Annotated in this window: 13 protein-coding genes; 10 read left to right on the forward strand and 3 right to left on the reverse strand. The window is 42.8% G+C overall.

Translation table 11 applies throughout. The features are described 5' to 3' along the window. Positions 1-123: 123 nt before the first annotated feature. The 6 genes from BXY_RS01960 to BXY_RS01985 all read left to right on the forward strand — a co-directional run bounded on the left by BXY_RS01960 (position 124) and on the right by BXY_RS01985 (position 13,302). Positions 124-2,778, forward strand: coding sequence for a glycoside hydrolase family 2 protein (locus tag BXY_RS01960; protein ID WP_015531089.1), 2,655 nt, complete (start codon positions 124-126; stop codon positions 2,776-2,778). Positions 2,779-2,915: 137 nt separating this feature from the next. Then, complete coding sequence (locus tag BXY_RS01965) at positions 2,916-7,349, forward strand: hybrid sensor histidine kinase/response regulator transcription factor (protein WP_353845121.1); 4,434 nt, start codon at positions 2,916-2,918, stop codon at positions 7,347-7,349. A 58-nt stretch (positions 7,350-7,407) separates the two neighbouring features. Further along, a complete protein-coding gene (locus BXY_RS01970; protein WP_015531091.1) occupies positions 7,408-9,090 on the forward strand; it encodes a hypothetical protein in 1,683 nt (560 codons plus the stop codon). Positions 9,091-9,120: 30 nt separating this feature from the next. Next, entirely contained in the window at positions 9,121-12,240 is a 3,120-nt protein-coding gene (locus tag BXY_RS01975; RefSeq protein WP_015531092.1) for a DUF6298 domain-containing protein, read from the forward strand. Positions 12,241-12,416: 176 nt separating this feature from the next. Beyond that, entirely contained in the window at positions 12,417-12,968 is a 552-nt protein-coding gene (locus BXY_RS01980) for an RNA polymerase sigma factor (RefSeq protein WP_004296026.1), read from the forward strand. An 82-nt stretch (positions 12,969-13,050) separates the two neighbouring features. Further along, positions 13,051-13,302 carry a hypothetical protein gene (locus tag BXY_RS01985; protein ID WP_004309749.1) on the forward strand — a complete coding sequence of 84 codons (252 nt, stop codon included), beginning with the start codon at positions 13,051-13,053 and terminating at the stop codon, positions 13,300-13,302. Positions 13,303-13,420: 118 nt separating this feature from the next. Here the strand turns inward: BXY_RS01985 and BXY_RS01990 are convergent, their stop codons facing one another. After that, the gene (locus tag BXY_RS01990) at positions 13,421-14,674 is read right to left on the reverse strand and encodes an MFS transporter (RefSeq protein ID WP_008640300.1); all 1,254 of its coding nucleotides are present in this window, start codon (positions 14,672-14,674) and stop codon (positions 13,421-13,423) included. Positions 14,675-14,751: 77 nt separating this feature from the next. On the opposite strand from BXY_RS01990, the gene BXY_RS01995 reads away from it, so the two are divergent. Genes BXY_RS01995 through BXY_RS02005 form a run of 3 tightly spaced genes read left to right on the forward strand, consistent with a single transcriptional unit; the run spans position 14,752 to position 16,746 of the window. After that, positions 14,752-15,519, forward strand: a complete 768-nt coding sequence (locus tag BXY_RS01995; RefSeq protein WP_004296023.1) for a threonine/serine exporter family protein — start codon at positions 14,752-14,754, stop codon at positions 15,517-15,519. Between the two features lies 1 nt (position 15,520). Beyond that, positions 15,521-16,006 carry a threonine/serine exporter family protein gene (locus BXY_RS02000; RefSeq protein WP_004309747.1) on the forward strand — a complete coding sequence of 162 codons (486 nt, stop codon included), beginning with the start codon at positions 15,521-15,523 and terminating at the stop codon, positions 16,004-16,006. Between the two features lie 11 nt (positions 16,007-16,017). Continuing rightward, a complete protein-coding gene (locus tag BXY_RS02005; RefSeq protein WP_004309746.1) occupies positions 16,018-16,746 on the forward strand; it encodes a DUF6064 family protein in 729 nt (242 codons plus the stop codon). Positions 16,747-16,895: 149 nt separating this feature from the next. Here the strand turns inward: BXY_RS02005 and kdsR are convergent, their stop codons facing one another. Beyond that, positions 16,896-17,705: a 3-ketodihydrosphingosine reductase gene (gene kdsR / locus BXY_RS02010; RefSeq protein WP_015531093.1), complete on the reverse strand. Its 810-nt coding sequence runs from the start codon at positions 17,703-17,705 to the stop codon at positions 16,896-16,898. A gap of 37 nt (positions 17,706-17,742) precedes the next feature. Continuing rightward, entirely contained in the window at positions 17,743-18,363 is a 621-nt protein-coding gene (locus BXY_RS02015; RefSeq protein ID WP_015531094.1) for an HAD family hydrolase, read from the reverse strand. A gap of 253 nt (positions 18,364-18,616) precedes the next feature. Between BXY_RS02015 and BXY_RS02020 the strand changes: the two genes are divergently transcribed. Continuing rightward, positions 18,617-19,720, forward strand: coding sequence for a tetratricopeptide repeat protein (locus tag BXY_RS02020; RefSeq protein WP_128859224.1), 1,104 nt, complete (start codon positions 18,617-18,619; stop codon positions 19,718-19,720). Positions 19,721-19,765 lie beyond the last annotated feature (45 nt).

Here is a 19,765-nt window from a genome sequence, read left to right on the forward strand (position 1 = left end):
CATCCCAATAAATATATAATTGTAAGGCTTTCAGCCTAACCGATAAATTCTCATTTAACTGCAAAATTCCCATTTTAACCGATAAATTCCCATTTAACGAATGAAATATATAAATAAAGAATTATGAATAAAAGACCATTTATCATCTTATCAGCTTTTCTGTTGCTATTTTCCTTGATAGAAAAAGGGCAGGCTACAGAAACTTACCGTCCCGAGACATCGGTTGCCGGATTCATCCAGCTTCCCGGTAGCGGGCGACAAGTCTATAATTTCAATCCGGGATGGCGCTTTTTCAGAGGCGATGTCCGGGGAGCAGAAGCGGTAAACTTCGATGACCGTTCCTGGAATGTCGTTTCCACCCCTCATACCGTAGAGTTGATGCCGGCCGAAGGAAGTGGATGCCGCAATTATCAAGGACCGGCTTGGTACCGTAAGCACTTTGTCCTCCCCGCCGAAACAAAAGGGAAACGGGTAGTGCTTCATTTTGAAGCAGCTATGGGCAAACAGATTCTTTATCTGAATGGTAAACGCATCCAGGAACATCTGGGAGGTTATCTGCCTTTTACTTTAGACTTGACCGCCAATGGCGTACAAGCCGGAGACTCCTGTCTGCTCGCTGTTTTCACGGACAACAGTGATGACAAATCCTATCCTCCCGGAAAACGTCAATATACATTAGACTTTGCTTATCATGGTGGCATTTATCGTGATGTATGGATGATTGCCAAATCTCCGGTAGCTATTACTGACGCTATTGATTCACAAATCGTTGGCGGTGGAGGTGTATTCGTTCATTTTGATAAGATCAGTGAAAAGAGTGCGCAGGTATATGTAAACACCGAAGTTCAGAATGACGACGTTCGTTCCGAGTCAGTCACTGTAGAAACGACTTTGACAGATGCGGATGGAAAAGTAATCAAACGCAGTTCAGGAAAACTTTCTTTAAAGCCGGGAGAGAAAAAAATCATCCGTCAACAGATGGAAGTAAAGAATCCTACTCTTTGGTCACCGGACACACCTTATTTATATAGGGTACAATCACGTATTAAAAAAGGAAATAAATCCATTGACGGAGGCGTTACCCGTGTTGGTATTCGTCTGGCAGAATTCCGTGGTAAAGACGGATTCTGGCTGAATGGCAAACCTTTCGGACAACTGGTAGGAGCCAATCGCCATCAGGATTTTGCATACGTAGGCAATGCTTTGCCGAACTCACAGCAATGGCGTGACGCCAAACGTCTGCGTGATGCCGGATGCACCATTATTCGTGTAGCCCACTATCCGCAAGATCCTGCCTTTATGGATGCCTGTGACGAGCTCGGCCTGTTCGTGATTGTCGCTACTCCGGGATGGCAGTACTGGAACAAAGACCCGAAATTCGGGGAGTTGGTTCATCAGAATACCCGCGAAATGATTCGTCGTGACCGTAATCACCCTTCCGTATTGATGTGGGAACCCATCTTGAATGAAACCCGCTATCCGCTCGATTTTGCCTTGAAAGCTCTTGAGGTTACCAAAGAAGAATATCCCTATCCGGGACGTCCGGTAGCGGCTGCCGATGTCCATTCAGCCGGAGTGAAAGAGCATTATGACGTTGTTTATGGCTGGCCGGGTGATGATGAAAAAGAAGACAAGCCGGAGCAATGTATCTTTACCCGTGAATTCGGGGAGAATGTAGACGACTGGTATGCTCACAACAATAATAACCGTGCCAGCCGCAGTTGGGGAGAACGCCCGTTACTGGTACAGGCTATGTCCTTGGCAAAGAGCTATGACGAGATGTACCGCACGACCGGTTTATTTATCGGTGGCGCCCAATGGCATCCGTTCGACCATCAGCGTGGTTACCATCCGGATCCTTATTGGGGCGGTATTTATGATGCTTTCCGTCAGAAGAAATATGCGTATGAAGTATTTCGCAGCCAGTCGCCGGCCAGCCTTCAACACCCATTGGCAGAATGTGGCCCGATGATATTCATTGCTCATGAAATGTCACAGTTCTCCGATAAGGACGTAGTTGTATTCACAAACTGTGATTCAGTCCGTCTTTCTATTTATGATGGAACGAAAACCTGGACGAAACCGGTGGTTCATGCCAAAGGGCACATGCCGAATGCTCCCGTTATATTCGAGAATGTCTGGGACTTTTGGGAAGCACGCGGATATAGCTATACTCAAAAGAACTGGCAAAAAGTGAACATGGTTGCCGAAGGAATCATCGACGGAAAAGTGGTATGCACTCAAAAGAAAATGCCTTCCCGACGTTCCACCAAACTACGTCTTTATGTAGATACTCAAAAAGTGAACCTGATAGCTGATGGCTCCGACTTTATCGTCGTAGTTGCTGAAGTAACCGATGATAGTGGAAATGTGCGCCGTCTGGCAAAAGAGAATATCGTTTTCACGGTAGAAGGTGAAGGAGAAATCATCGGAGATGCTACTATTGGCGCCAATCCCCGTGCGGTAGAGTTCGGCTCTGCTCCGGTGTTGATTCGTTCTACCCGGAAAGCCGGAAAAATAAAGGTGAAAGCCCGCGTACAGTTTGAGGGCACTCAAGCTCCGACAGCTACTGAAATTGAACTGGAAAGCGTTCCTGCAGAACTTCCTTTCTGCTATGAGGAACAAACTTATGAAATACAAAGGACAACACCGTCCACTCTCAATGTAAACCCGGGCAAAGAATCATCTGAAGGAAAAGTGCAACTGACAGAGGAAGAACGCCAACGGGTGTTGGATGAAGTAGAACGTCAACAGACTGAATTTGGAACTGAAAAATAGTACGATAAAAGTGATTAGCAGGTTAGTGATTAGTGATTAGCGGGGTGACCTGCCAACTTGTTTTTTATATGTTACTAAAGCACTATTCAAAAAAAAAGACTATCTTTGAGTACGTTTAATTCCAATTATAGCCATCAATGAGAAAACGGAATATTCTAATACTATTACTATCCATGATAGGCATGTATGCTTTTGCCTATCCAAATATGATTGTAGAACACTACACGGCTGAACGTGGTTTGCCTAATAATATCGTAAACTGTACATTAAAAGGACAAGACGGATTTATCTGGTTTGGTACCTGGTATGGACTATGCAGCTTTGACGGAAGTAAATTCCGTTCCTACGATAATCATGACGGCTTTTATTCCACAGATATTCCGCCGCGTAAAATTCAGCGTATCGTAGAAGATAAGAATGGTTTTCTGTGGATTAAGACTATCGACCGTAAACTCTATCTGTTCGATAAACGGCATGAGAGCTTTCATGCCGTCTACGATGATGTGAAAGAATATTCCGAGAACATTCAGATTATCAAAATTCAGACGACCGAAGAGGGCGACGTATTGTTGCTGACAAAAGATAAAAGTCTTTTGCGTGCGTACACCGACAAGGAAGGTAAAATAACGATGAAACAATTGCATGATTCGCGTCCTAACGTGAACGTGTACGACATGCGTCTGAAACACAACATATTCTGCGAAACAGCCGAATTTATCAATTGGATCGGTATGGATTATCAGATTCTGTCCCTACGGAAAGGGGAAGCGCTGAAAGACAAACCTGCCGACTTTATACAGAAAAAAGTATCTGCTAACCCGGATCAGTTTACTTGTGCCTCTTATAATTCTAAATTCTTATGGTTGGGAGACAAGAAAGGCCACATTTATAGCATTGATCCGCAAAACGGAGTGGTCAACCGTTACGAGATACCGGAAATCAAACAGCCGGTTTCTAATTTGCTGGTAACGGAATCCGGTTTGATGTACATTACCACCAACGAAGGAGCATACGAGTACAATATCGGCTACAAACAGTTGACCAAGCTCCCCTTTACCATCCCCGAAAAGGACAATGGAATTATATTCTATGATAAATATGATAAGGTATGGTTTCAGGAGGGTAACCAGGCATTGACCTATTATGATCCCCTGAACAGGAGCCATCACCGCTTTACATTCCCCAATCAGAACGCAATCGGCAATTTTGAAATGCAGGATGCCGGCGAACAAGGCATGTTCTTTATGACTCCGGGAGGAGAAATTCTTCTATTCGACAGGGAGAAACTGGAAATGACCCGTATCAACCAATTGAAGCCTTTCTCCGACGATCTTCCCAATCAGCTTTTCTTCCATCTTCTGCTGGATAAAGATGGCATCCTTTGGCTGGCATCTACGAGCAGCGGAGTATACAGGCTTAATTTCCCCAAGAAGCAATTCCAACTGCTGACAGAAGTTTCTCCATCTCCGGTGGTGCCCGAGAGATCGACTTCTTGGAATCAGGGAATACGTGCTCTCTTCCAGGCGCAAAATGGGGATATTTGGGTAGGAACCCGCTGGCAAGCCTTGTATCGCCTGGATCGTAACGGACAAGTGAAACAAATCTTCTCGGATAAGAACTATCTGTTAGGAGCCGTATATCATATTATGGAAGACAAAGACGGTAATCTTTGGTTTTCCACCAAGGGAAACGGGCTTGTTAAAGCCGAACCGGACATGAATTCACCGCACGGGTTGCGTTTTACCCGTTATATCAATGACCCCAAGAATCCGAATTCTATCAGTAACAACGATGTGTACTTTACCTATCAGGACAGCCAGGGACGCATTTGGGTAGGATTACTGGGAGGAGGTCTGAATCTAATTTCCGAAGAGAACGGAGCAATTACCTTTATACATAAATACAATGGCTTGAAACAATATCCTGCATACGGTCTTTATATGGAGGTACGTACCATGACGGAAGATGAAGACGGACGTATTTGGGTAGGAACAATGGATGGCCTGATGTCTTTCGACGGACATTTCACTACCCCCGAACAGATCCAGTTTGAAACGTACCGCCAGGTCAGCGAAAATTCAAACGTAGCGGATAATGATATTTATGTACTCTACAAAGATACTGATTCGCAAATCTGGGTAAGTGTATTCGGAGGCGGTTTGAATAAATTAGTCCGCTATGATAAAGAAAAGCGTGAACCGATCTTCAAATCATACGGCATACGCGAAGGAATGAATAACGATGTAGTCAAGTCCATCGTAGAAGATAAAAACGGTAACTTGTGGTTTACAACGGAAATTGGCTTGTCTTGCTTCAATAAAGCTACCGAACAGTTTCGTAACTACGACAAATACGACGGTTTCCTGAACGTAGAACTGGAAGAGGGTAGTGCCCTCCGTACCTTGAATGGAGATTTGTGGATTGGTACCCGGCAGGGAATCCTGACATTCTCTCCCGACAAACTGGAAACATTGCATACGAACTACGATACACGTATTGTTGACTTTAAAGTTTCCAACCGCGATCTGCGTAGTTTCCGCGAATGTCCGATTCTGAAAGAATCCATCACATACGCCAAAGCAATCGAACTGAACTACAATCAATCCATGTTCACGATTGAATTTGCCGCATTGAATTTCTATAATCAGAACCGGGTATCTTACCGATATATACTCGAAGGATATGAAAAAGAATGGCATTATAACGGAAAGAACCGTATCGCTTCTTACACCAACGTACCTCCCGGCAACTATACATTCCGTGTAGAAACCGTAGATGAAGCCAATCCGGAGCTGGTTTCCAACTGTACACTGGCCATCACTATCCTTCCACCGTGGTGGTTGAGCTGGTGGGCAACCCTTATATATGTAATTCTAGGTTTGGCAGCTCTCTATTTCAGCCTGCGCCTGGCTTTCTTCATGCTCAAAATGAAGAATGATATTTATATCGAGCAGAAGGTATCAGAGATGAAAATCAAGTTCTTTACCAATATCTCCCATGAATTGCGCACTCCTTTGACATTGATAAAAGGTCCGATACAGGAACTAAGAGAACGCGAAAAGCTCTCTCCGAAAGGATTGCAATATGTGGATCTGATGGAGAAGAACACCAATCAAATGCTGCAATTAGTGAACCAGATCCTTGATTTCCGGAAGATTCAGAATGGCAAGATGCGTTTGCATGTGTCATTAATTGATTTTAATGAGATGATAGCGTCTTTCCAAAAAGAATTCCGGGTACTTTCCGAAGAAAACGAGATCAGTTTTACTTTCCAGTTGCCGGATGAACCGATTATGGTATGGGCGGACAAGGAAAAAATGAGCATTGTTATCCGCAACATCATATCCAACGCATTCAAATTCACTCATTCCGGAGGAAGTATTTATATAACTACCGGATTGACAGACGACGGTAAACGTTGTTACGTACGGGTGGAAGATAACGGAGTAGGTATTCCACAAAATAAACTGACCGAGATTTTCGAACGCTTCTCGCAAGGAGAGAACGCGAAAAACTCCTATTATCAGGGCACGGGTATCGGATTGGCACTTTCAAAAGAGATCGTCAATCTGCATCACGGACAGATTCGTGCCGAAAGTCCCGAGGGACAAGGAGCGGTGTTTATTGTGGAACTTCTGATGGATAAGGAGCATTACCGCCCGTCGGAAGTAGATTTCTATGTGGGAGATACGGAGACAGCCCCTATTGCGGTAGAACAAGATCCTGTTGCAAATGCCATATCCGAAGACGGTACGGAGGAAGAAGAACCGGAAATCGACGCTTCATTACCGACCCTTCTGTTGGTGGAAGATAACAAAGACCTTTGCCAGTTGATAAAGCTTCAGTTGGAAGACAAGTTTAATATCCATATTGCTAATAACGGAGTGGAAGGTTTGAAGAAAATACATCTGTATCATCCGGATATTGTGGTGACCGATCAGATGATGCCCGAAATGGATGGGCTTGAAATGTTGCAATCCATCCGCAAAGATTTCCAAATCAGCCATATCCCTGTCATTATCCTGACTGCGAAGAATGATGAAGGCGCCAAGACCAAAGCGATCACTTTAGGGGCGAACGCCTACATCACCAAACCTTTCAGTAAGGAATATCTGTTGGCACGTATCGACCAGTTGCTTGCCGAACGGAAACTGTTCCGTGAACGAATCCGTCAGCAAATGGAAAACCAGACGACGACCGAAGAAGACAGCTACGAACAATTTTTGGTAAAGAAAGACGTACAGTTCCTCGAAAAGATACATCAGGTCATTGAAGAAAATATGGACGACAGTGACTTTAACATTGACACCATAGCATCCGGTATCGGATTGAGCCGTTCGGCATTCTTCAAGAAACTGAAGAGTCTTACCGGCCTGGCACCCGTCGACCTGGTAAAAGAGATTCGTTTGAATAAATCTATCGAACTGATTAAAAATACGGATTTAAGTGTTTCCGAAATTGCTTTTGCTGTCGGATTCAAGGATTCGGGATATTATAGTAAGTGTTTCCGGAAAAAATATAATCAGTCCCCTCGCGAATATATGAATGAATGGCGGAAAGGAGAGAGATAACCGATTACAAAATGCTTTCTTAATCGTCCTTTTAGAAACCTAATTAAGATTCGAAAGAATGAACAACATTAAGAAAGTATTATCAGCGTGGATGCTGGTTGCCTGTGTACTACCTGTGGCAGCCCAGTATCCTGTAATTCCGGACTCGGTAAAAGCAAGAGGAGCAAAACAAGAAGCGGAGTTTGAACGGAAATCGGATGCGGCATGGGAAAAAGCTTTGCCGACAGTGTTAGAAGAAGCAAAGAAAGGTCGTCCCTATAAGCCTTGGGCCTCCAAACCCGAAGATTTGATAAAAAGTAATATCCCGGCTTTCCCCGGCGCGGAAGGCGGAGGTATGTATACTCCCGGTGGTCGTGGAGGTAAAGTGATCGTGGTCACTTCGCTGGAAGATTCCGGTCCCGGAACATTACGCGAAGCCTGCGAAACGGGAGGTGCACGTATTATTGTATTCAATGTAGCGGGAGTGATTCGTTTGAAAAGCCCGATTAGCGTACGTGCCCCTTATGTAACGATTGCCGGACAAACAGCTCCCGGAGATGGTATCTGCGTCACCGGACAATCTTTCCTGATCGATACACACGATGTTGTGATTCGCCACATGCGCTTCCGCCGCGGTGCGCAGGACGTAGCTTTCCGTGATGATGCAGTAGGAGGGAATGCGGTTGGAAATATCATGATTGACCATTGCTCCGCCAGTTGGGGATTGGATGAAAACATGTCTATCTACCGTCATGTATACAACAGAGGGGCAGACGGACACGGGCTGAAACTTCCGACGGTAAACATTACCATTCAGAATTCTATTTTCTCTGAAGCATTGGATACCTACAATCATGCTTTCGGTGCAACCATCGGTGGGCATAACAGTATGTTCTGCCGTAATCTCTTTGCTTCCAACATCAGCCGGAATAGTTCGGTAGGTATGGACGGCGATTTTAACTTCGTCAATAATGTTGTTTTCAACTGGTGGAACCGTTCCGTAGACGGAGGCGATCACAACAGTTTCTACAATATGATAAACAACTACTTCAAACCCGGTCCGATCACTCCGATAGGTAAACCGATCTCTTATCGTATTCTCAAACCGGAAGCGGGACGTGACAAAAACAGACCGCTTTCATTCGGAAAAGCATACGTAAACGGAAATATTATCCATGGCAATGCCAAAGTTACAAAAGATAATTGGGACGGAGGCGTACAACTTAAAGAAGAGGTGGACGCCACAAAGTTTCTGCCGCTAATTAAATCGGACGAGGCTTTTAAAATGCCACCGGTAACTGTAATGGATACCAAAAAAGCTTATACCTTTGTATTAGATAATGTAGGAGCTAATTTTCCGAAACGTGACGCAGTAGATGCACGTGTCATTAAGACCGTACAAACAGGAAAGGCCATTTATGCGAAAGATGCACCGGAGTTTGTCTCTCCTTACGTGAAGAGACGGTTACCGGCTGATTCATACAAGCAAGGTATCATCACAGATATTCGTCAGGTAGGCGGACTGCCCGAATATAAAGGTGAAGCGGTAGTAGACTCGGACGGCGACGGTATGCCGGATGCTTGGGAAATTGCCAACGGATTGAATCCGAATGACCCGACCGACGCCAACATGGACTGCAACGGTGACGGATATACCAATATTGAAAAATACATCAATGGTATAGACACCAGAAAGAAAGTGGACTGGACAGACTTGAAAAACAATTACGATACATTGTCTAAACGGAAAAGTCTGTTGTAACCGGATGAAAAGAGATTAAAGTTTATTGTAATGAAAATACAAGTAAGAACGATCCTTTTAGGATTATTGAGCATTGGGTTTGTGCAAAGTTATGCGCAAACCTTTGCTTTACAGGTTAAGAATGACCAGATCACTTACCTGAATGATGATCGGGGAAACCGGATTCTCGATTTCTCTACATGCGGATATAAATCCTCCGAACAGGATATTCCTTCTGTCCGTAATGTGGTATTTGTACCCTGGAAAGCCGGAGATAATACTGCACGTATTCAACGTGCCATTGATTATGTAGCTTCGCTGGCTCCTGACGCTTCCGGTTTTCGGGGAGCCGTATTACTCGATCAGGGAGAGTTTTCCCTGTCCGGCAGTATTCGTATCTCCGCACCCGGAATTGTATTGCGGGGAACGGATAAAGAAAAAACAATACTGCTGAAAAAGGGCGTAGACAGAGGTGCGCTTATCTACATGGAAGGAATGGACGACCTGAATGTACAAGACACATTGAAGGTGCTTTCCCACTATGTTCCGGTAAACGCGAGAACATTGGAAGTCGCTTCGGGTGTTTCTCTGAAAAAAGGAGATCGCGTCATGGTTACCCGTCCTTCCGGCAAAGAATGGATTGCCTCTTTGGGTTGTGATATCTTTGGAGGAGGTATCAGTGCTTTGGGATGGAAAGAAGGTGACATGGATCTGACTTGGGACAGAACAGTCTGCGAAGTAGACGGCAACCAGGTAACACTGGATGCTCCGCTGACCGTAGCTTTGGATGCCAACTATGGAACTTCTTCCCTGTTGACTTATCAATGGAACGGACGTATTCACGATTGTGGCGTAGAAAATATGACACTGATTTCTGATTACGACAAGCGTTATCCTAAAGACGAGGATCATTGCTGGACAGGTATCTCCATTGAAGATGCGGAAAACTGTTGGGTGAGACTGGTTAATTTCAAGCATTTTGCAGGAAGTGCTGTAATTGTTCAGCGTACAGGTTCCAAAATTACCGTTGAAGACTGTATCTCAAAAGAACCCGTTTCAGAAATCGGAGGGATGCGTCGTTGCACTTTCCATACGCTGGGACAACAAACTTTATTTCAACGCTGCTATTCGGAACAGGGTATTCATGACTTTGCTGCCGGATATTGCGCAGCCGGTCCCAATGCTTTTGTACAATGTGATTCGTATGAATCTTTGGGATTCAGCGGTTCTATTGATGCCTGGGCGTGCGGACTATTGTTTGACGTAGTAAATATCGACGGTCATAACCTGACTTTCAAGAATTTGGGACAAGATAAAAACGGAGCCGGTTGGAATACGGCAAACAGCTTGTTTTGGCAATGTACGGCAGCGGAAATCGAATGTTATGCCCCGGCAAAAGATGCGATGAACCGTGCATACGGTTGTTGGGCACAATTCTCCGGTGACGGTGAATGGGCACAATCCAACAATCATGTACAACCTCGTAGTATTTTTTATGCTCAATTGGGAGAACGATTGAACAAAGAATGTGCGGAACGTGCACGTATTCTGCCCAGAAATACAAGTGCAACCAGTAGTCCTACAGTGGAAGTAGCTATGGAACTCGCTAAAGAAGCATATAAACCACGGTTGACGTTGGAACATTGGATCGGTGATAATAAGTTTGCTCCTTCAGTAGCATCAACCGGAGTAAAATCAATCGATGATATTAAAGAGAAAAAGAGCGCTGCACTTGCAAATTCTTCTTCTACTGCTGCTAAATTATTAACCCAACCGGAAGTAACTGTAACCAATGGACGTATTCAGATGAACGGTGCTCTATTGGTTGGAGGCAGTCATACCACCCCTTGGTGGAACGGAAAGCTCAAAACCAATTATCTGAAAAAGGCAAGTCCGGCCATCACCCGCTTTGTGCCGGGACGCGAGGGATTGGGATTAACCGACCGCATTGATTCTGTAGTTGACTTTATGAAACAGAAAAACATTCTTGTTTTCGATCAGAATTACGGTCTTTGGTATGATCGTCGCCGGGATGACCACGAACGGGTTCGCCGTCGGGATGGTGATGTATGGGGACCTTTCTATGAACAGCCATTCGGTCGTAGCGGTCAGGGAACAGCATGGGAAGGATTGAGCAAATATGATTTGAAACGCCCTAATGCATGGTACTGGAGCCGCTTAAAAGAATTTGCAGAAAAAGGAAATAAGGACGGACTGCTGTTGTTCCATGAAAACTATTTCCAGCACAATATATTGGAAGCCGGTGCGCATTGGGTAGATTCTCCATGGAGAAGCAGCAATAACATCAATCAGACCGGATTTCCTGAACCTGCTCCATTTGCCGGAGACAAACGAATCTTTGTGGCGGATATGTTCTATGATATCAGTCATCCTGTCCGTCGTGAACTGCACAGACAATATATCCGCCAATGCCTGAATAACTTCGCGGACAATTCGAATGTTATTCAGTTGACAAGTGCCGAATTTACAGGCCCGTTGCACTTCGTACAATTTTGGTTGGACGTGATAGCTGAATGGGAAACTGAAACCGGGAAGAAAGCGAAAGTGGCATTGAGTACAACGAAAGACGTACAGGATGCAATCCTTGCAGATCCTAAACGCGCTGCCGTAGTAGATATTATTGATATCCGGTACTGGCATTATAAAACAGATGGAATCTTTGCGCCAGAAGGCGGAAAAAATATGGCGCCACGTCAGCACATGCGTAAGATGAAAGTGGGAAAGGTGACTTTCACAGAAGCATATAAAGCTGTCAATGAGTATCGTCAGAAATTTCCTCAAAAGGCAGTGACATTCTACGCACAGAATTATCCGGCTATGGGATGGGCTGTATTCATGGCAGGAGGTTCATGTCCTGTAATTCCGTGCACAGATAAAGCGTTCCTGAAGGATGCAGCAGCCATGGAAGTGGAAGAAACAAATACGGATGAGTACAAGAAAATGGTAAAATCTGATATTGGAAGTATCATTTATTCCAAGTCCGGAACAGAAATTCCTGTTCAATTATCGTCCGGAAAGTATGTATTAAAGTACATTCATCCTGCTTCCGGAAAGATTGAAACGATAAATAAATCACTGAAAATAAATGGCTTATACAATCTAAAGGTGCCAGATAAGAAAGAAGGCATTTATTGGTTCCATAAGTTATAAAGCAAAGAATCCCGTTGAAGACCATTCAGCGGGATTTTTGCTTTTTATTGGTAATTTCTAGTAAAAGAGTGTTATAAAACATGATACTTGTTTTTTCAATCCACAAACCAGATTTTACCCAAAGTTGCGGTCGATACTGCTTAGTTTTGCAACATCAAATCAATCGAATTAATGCTATGATGGAACAGACTAATCATTCAACCGACACTTTGCTCGCTTCTTTTCAAGCGGGAAACATGGCAGCTTTTTCACAGCTGTATAACTTGCACATCAATGTCCTTTTTAATTACGGATTGAAGTTGACCATTGATAAAGAGTTACTGAAAGATTGTATTCATGACATCTTCGTGAAACTCTATACAAAGAAAGATGAATTAGGAACAATCGATAATTTGAGATCTTATTTATTCATCTCTTTAAAGAATAAGTTGTGTGATGAACTTCGCAGACGTATGTATATGTCTGATACGGCAGTAGAAGAAGTTAGCATATCCACTCCTACAGATGTAGAAGATGATTATATGGAAGAAGAGCAACGCAAAAATGAATTTTCATTGGTTAGACGTCTGCTGGATCAATTATCTCCCCGCCAACGCGAAGCGCTTACATTATATTATATAGAAGAAAAGAAATACGAGGATATCTGCGAGATTATGAATATGAATTATCAGTCTGTACGCAACTTGATGCATCGCGGATTGACAAAGTTGCGTAGTCTGGCAAGTTAATTTTAGTAAAAAGGTAAATGGGTTGAGTACATAGACAGGATAACGCCGTCCTACTTATGTAAACGCTTAAAAAGGATGCGATATGTGCTCAAAGGTAATGGATTTTTTGACGGATGATGATTTTATCAACTATGTGCTGGGTGTAACTCCGCAATCAGCTTCCCAATGGGAAACTTATTTCAGAGAGCACCCGGAAGAGATGGCAGATGCAGAAGAAGCTAAAGCTGTATTATTGGCTCCGGCAAATGTAGACTGTGGCTTCTCAATAGTTGAAAATAACGAATTGAAAGATAGGATTATTAGTAGTATAAAAGATTTTTCGGGTATTTTGTAGATAGGTTAGTATAGTTAAGATAAAGTAGTTAGGTTAGTTAAGGCATTAAAAGATTGACGCAGTCTTTCACAGGAAGTTTAATTTTAAACACTGTGAAAGGCTGCGTTTTTTATTTGTTCTATTCAGGTTTATCGCTAGATTCCTGAATATTGAAAGCACTACTGAAACTGACAATTAATACGATGCATCCGCCCAATATACCGATAAGCATATAAGCGATACGGATATCGAACGCCTGCGAGATGGCACCGATAAGCAGGGGAGCAATCAACGAACCTATAAAACTGATACTTGACAGAATGGTAAGTGCAATACTGACCGGTGTTTTTGATTTGGCTCCCACGAAGCTGTACAAAGTAGGCACAATGCAGGATATTCCCAAGCCGACCAGCATGAAACCCAAAGAATTGATAATTACTTTCATGGCCATAGATTCGAAAACTCCTCCTAACAGGGCAGAAACAAAAAAGCCGATACAGATAAAGCTGCCCGCCAGTTGCAGGACTTTCTTCTTTCCCCAAAGCTGATAAGCATAGTTAGTCAAGAAACGGCCCGTTGCCATCATAATCATAAATACAAGAAAACCGATTTGCAATGATTTAGGTACATGAACCACTGATTCGAAATAAACGGCACTCCAGTCGAACATCGCACTTTCTACAATCAGTGCGAACAGTCCGACAAGTCCTAACTGCAAAAGCAACATTTCTGGTTTTTGAAATAACAGGCGAAAACCATTGGGAGCTTTGGCTGTATTTCTTTCCTGCGTCTTTGTATCAGAAACTTCCGTTTCCTGCGGTGCGCTCTCCTGCAAATATTTCCGCCCGGAAAGTGCAATTATAAGGATGATGATAAATATCAGTGTATAATGCCAGATGGGGGAGACTCCTGCCAAAATCATTACGAAGCCGATAAGTGCTCCTGCACATGCCCCCAGACTCCATCCTCCATGAAAAGTGGCCATAATGGTTTTACCATAGATACGTTCCACCTCAATGCCTTGTGTATTGAATGATATATCGCACAAATTCCAGCACACACCGAAGCAAAAGAGCAGAAAGCCTAATAGATAGACCTCATGGGCCAGCCCAATGCAAAGCAGAGATGAAGCGTATCCCAAGATACTGACCTGTACCATGCTCCGGCTTCCTAACTTTGAAACAAGATAACCAGCCAAGGGGATCGCAACAAATTTTCCGACAGGGATCATAAATAAAATCAGTCCCCAGTAGAAAGCATAATTTGCGGCAAAAACGTCTTTGAAATCAGGGATTCGGCTGGCCCAACTTGCCATACAAAGTCCTTGAGCGAAGAAAAAAGTCAATATGGCAAAGCGTATTCTCTCTTTTGGATGCGTAAATTGGTTATTCATGCATTTTTTATTTTTAATCGCGGCAAAGGTATCTATTTTTTTTGTACTTTTGCGCCCGATTTAAAAATATCATATTCATGAAGACAGGCGAATCTTTATTATCCATAGGTAAATTTATTGCAGAATATTCAGCCCATTTAATGGGGGCCGGAGTACACACCTCGCGGGTGGTACGCAACACAAAGCGTATTGGAGAGGCTTTCGGACTAGATGTCAAATTAAGCGTATTTCATAGAAACATCATTCTGACTATTATAGACAAAGAAACAAACGAGGCTTGTAACGAGGTTATAGACATTCCTGCACACCCGATCAGTTTTGAACATAATTCAGAGTTAAGCGCATTAAGCTGGGAAGCAGTAGACAATCATTTGTCATTGGAAGAATTGAAAGACAAATACAAGAAGATTATTTCTGCTCCGCGGATACATCCGCTTTTCGTTTTACTACTGGTAGGATTTGCCAATGCGTCTTTCTGCAAATTGTTCGGCGGTGATTTAATTTCGATGGGAATTGTGTTCTCGGCTACCATTACAGGATTCTACCTGAAACAACAAATGCAGGCGAAAAAGATCAATCATTATGTTGTATTTATAGTCTCGGCTTTTGTTGCTTCCCTGTGTGCTTCCACCGCGCTGATTTTCGACACAACTTCGGAGATTGCCATGGCAACCAGCGTGCTTTATCTTGTGCCTGGGGTGCCTTTGATTAATGGCGTGATTGATGTGGTAGAGGGATATGTATTAACAGGATTTGCCCGTCTGACAGAGGCTTCTTTGTTGATTGTCAGCATCGCTATCGGACTTTCCTTCACATTATTAATGGTAAAAAACAGTTTAATTTGATATGATAGCACTTGACATTCTTACGGATGGATTTTTTGCAGCAATAGCAGGTATAGGATTTGGTGCGATTTCCGATCCTCCTTTGCGTGCATTCAAAATGATTGCCATACTGGCAGCACTGGGACACGCCTGTCGTTTTTGTTTGATGACCTATTTAGGCGTGGATATTGCCACAGGTTCGTTGTTTGCCGGATTAGTCATCGGCTTCGGTAGTTTGTGGTTAGGGAAAAAAGTATATTGCCCGATGACGGTATTGTACATTCCGGCGTTACTTCCCATGATTCCGGGAAAGTTTGCATACAACATGGTATTTTCACTTATCATGTGTCTGCAAAATGTGAATGATCCGGATAAGCTGGACAAGTTTATGTCGATGTTCTTCTCTAATACTCTGATAGCAAGCACAGTGATTTTCATGTTGGCGGTAGGAGCTACGTTCCCGATGTTCCTGTTCCCACATAGAGCCTTTTCATTAACAAGACACTAAAACGAACTTTTATGGAGATTTTTTGGAGAACAATTGCATATTATAATTCAGCTACCTGGCTGTTACAGATAGTTATCATTCTGATTGGTATTGCATTGACCGGATTGCTTATCGGCAGACCACGTCCGTGGGTGAAAATGGCGATGAAGTTCTATATGATAGGTCTGTATACGTGGATTTCTCTGGTCTACTATTATATCTACTGTGAAGAGCGTAGCTATAATGGGGTGATGGCTATGTTTTGGGGTGTGATGGCTATCATTTGGATATGGGATACGATTACGGGATATACTACCTTCGAACGTACCCACAAATATGATCTACTGTCTTATGTCCTGTTGGCAATGCCTTTTATATATCCTTTGGTTTCATTGGCACGCGGACTTTCATTCCCGGAAATGACTTCTCCGGTCATGCCTTGTTCGGTAGTTGTGTTTACCATCGGATTGTTATTGCTGTTTGCGCAAAAGGTCAATATGTTTTTGGTATTGTTCCTTTGCCACTGGTCGCTGATCGGATTATCCAAAACTTATTTCTTTCAGATTCCGGAAGATTTCTTGTTGGCAAGTGCCACGATCCCCGGCCTGTATCTTTTCTTTAGGGAGTATTTCCTGAATAATCTGCATGCCGACACCAAGCCGAAAGCAAAATATATCAATTGGCTGTTGATAAGCGTTTGCGTCGGACTGGCCGTGTTGCTGACTACTACCATGTTTTTGGAATTGGTTCCGAAAGGTTAATCCGGAAACATAGAAGATATTCAAATCAAAAAAGAGGCCGTTCAAAAAAGCCTTGATTTTACAAAATCGTCCTTACTACGATAGGTTGTAGTAAGGACGATTTTTCTTTTAGAAACTTTGGGAACAGTTTCTTTTATATATCGTATCGTTTACTTAATTGCGTAGAATATCCGTAAGGCACACTGCATCACTGCATCAGGCAACCATTTTTTGCTCTTCGCAAACAATACCTGTATCCAGGGACCTACTTTCGTCCGAAAAGGAGGATTGGTACGTTCCACTATCTTACAGATGGCAGCACCCAACTTCCGCGGATGGCATCCATTACGTTCTTCTTTTTCTATAATCTCTAATGATTTCAGAAAACTTTCTCCGTAATCGGCATCCAGTCTTGTCTGTTCAGAAATATTCCGGTTATCAGTAAATCCGGTGTTGAAGTCTCCCGGTTCTACTACACAAACCTTTATATGGAACGGATGAACCTCTAAAGCCAATGCTTCGCTATATCCCTCCACTGCAAATTTCGAAGCAGAATAAAATCCCTGATAGGGGATTCCCATTACACCACCGATAGAACTGATATTGATAATCTTGCCCTTTCGTGCCTTTCGCATAGATGGCAAAACAGCTTTACACATATTCACTACACCGAAGAAGTTTGTATTCATTTGTATATTCACTTCTTCTTCAGTGGCAAGTTCCAATGCGCCGCCGATACCTATTCCAGCATTATTAATCAATACATCAATCCGTCCCTGCTCCGATAGAATCCGCTCTACGGCCTGACAAACGGAAAAGGAATTGGTGACATCGACAACAAGCATTTTTACATGATTCATGCCTTCAGAAGGTTTCCGGCTTGTTCCATAAACGATGTGCCCACGTTCCGATAACATTTGAGCGGTAATCTTACCGAATCCGGAAGATGCTCCGGTGATAAGTATGACTTGTGGTTGCATATTTCTTATTTGCGGTATGGTACTAACTGCTCAATTATCATTTCTCCAAGATAGCAGTCATTTCTTCCCGCCAATCTTCACCATTCTTCGGTTGGAACGTTTCAAATCCCAGTTCTTTGCCGATTTGGATATTAGAAGCGCCGTCATCAACAAATAAAGTTTCGGAAGGAATGATATTACAATCATTCACCATAAATTCGAAAATTTCGGGTGCAGGTTTCGTGTGACCGACCTGATAAGACAAATATAGTTTGTCACAATAATCATTCAACGGCTTTTTCTTCGATGAGAAATCGGGGCTGCATGCCCACGACATAACAAAAGGATTGGTATTACTTAAAATATACACATGATAGGACTTTCTCAATTCCAATATATAATCGAGCTTATTTAGATTTACTTCGTTGAAAAAGCCCAGCCATGCCTGTTTGGTTTCCTCCATCGTCAATGGACGGCCACATAAATCTCCCAGTTGTTTCCGAAACTCATCCGCACTTAGCTTTCCTTCTTCCAGTTCTTGAAAGATGCCGGTCTGGTGATATTTATCCAGCCGGGTATCAGCATCTGCCAGTCCCAGTTTGATAAATGCCTGAACCGCTTTGTCACGATCAATATCTACAATCACTCCTCCAAAATCAAATACAATGTTTTTAATCATGATATATAATTTTCTTGTTTGCTACAAAGATACGGCTTATCTTCTTAATTAATAGCCCGCATCGGCTTGATATTTGTCAAAAAAACATAGTGACGCTATCCTGTCAGGATAGTGACGCCATTTAGCAAGGATAGTGTCACTATAAGAACAGGATAGCGTCACTATATTTTGTGTAACTTATAGAAGCATAAATGCCGATTATTTTTTATATTTGCAAATCCAATCAATCCTTTGCAAAGACAAAAATAGAGTTATGAATAATCTTCGAATTTTATTGTATATGATGCTCCTTTCACTAGCTGCCTGCCATCCGGAAGGAACAAGCGTGAAGCAAGGACTGGACAAGGCTGCGCAACTGATGGAACAGGACCCTGATACAGCATCCATTATTCTTGAGACTATTCAGTCAAGCCAAATGAATGAAGCTCAACTGGCAGAGTATAATTTATTGTGTACCCAGCTCAACGAGGATAAAAACATTCCTCATTCCTCTGATAAGCAGATTAGGCAGGCGGCATCTTATTATGAGAAACACGGTGATGAATATCAAAAATCTAAAGTATATTATTATCTTGCCTGTGTAGAAAGTGATTTGGAACAGAAAGAGGATGCAGAAATCCACTTTAAGGAGGCAATCAAACTTGCCAAAGAAACAGAGGAATACGATCATCTGGCAAAAATATGCAAACGATGTAGTCTTTATTATCAGAAATATGGTAACTTTGATGAAGCACTGGAAATGGAAAGAAAGGCATACGCCAGTCAGTTGATATTAAATGATAACAAAAGTGATTCTTCGGTCATTCTGTCTTCTGCTTTAGGTATGTTTGGTGTGATGTCTTTGTTGCTTGGACTACTCTGGAAGAAAAACCGGCACGCACTTTCCCAACTGAATCTTTTCAAAGAGGAAATACTGAAGAAAGATGTCGAATCGGATAAGCTGATGTTGCGGTGTAATCATCTCGAAGAGAAGTATCAGTCTCTTCAGTTACATATCTATGAAAGTTCTCCGGTTGTCTCAAAAGTACGGCAATTTAAGGAACGGAATGTTTTGTCTTCTAAAATCCCTTCTTTCTCCGAGAAAGACTGGACAGAGTTGCTGCGACTTCAAGAAAATGTCTATGGACTTGTTTCTAAATTGAAAGAGATAAGTCCAAAACTCACGGAAGAAGATTTAAGGGTATGTGCTTTTCTACGGGAAGGAGTTCAACCGGCTTATTTTGCTGATTTAATGAAACTTACTACCGAAACACTAACACGAAGAATTTCCAGAATAAAAACGGAGAAACTGATGCTGATAAACTCGAAAGAATCATTGGAAGATATTATTAAATCACTGGGGACTTCACCACTTTAACGGAGAAATTTATTTCAGTGCAGAAATGAATGAAAGTTTTGTCTA

The organism is Bacteroides xylanisolvens XB1A (assembly GCF_000210075.1).
GTDB classification, from domain to species: domain Bacteria; phylum Bacteroidota; class Bacteroidia; order Bacteroidales; family Bacteroidaceae; genus Bacteroides; species Bacteroides xylanisolvens.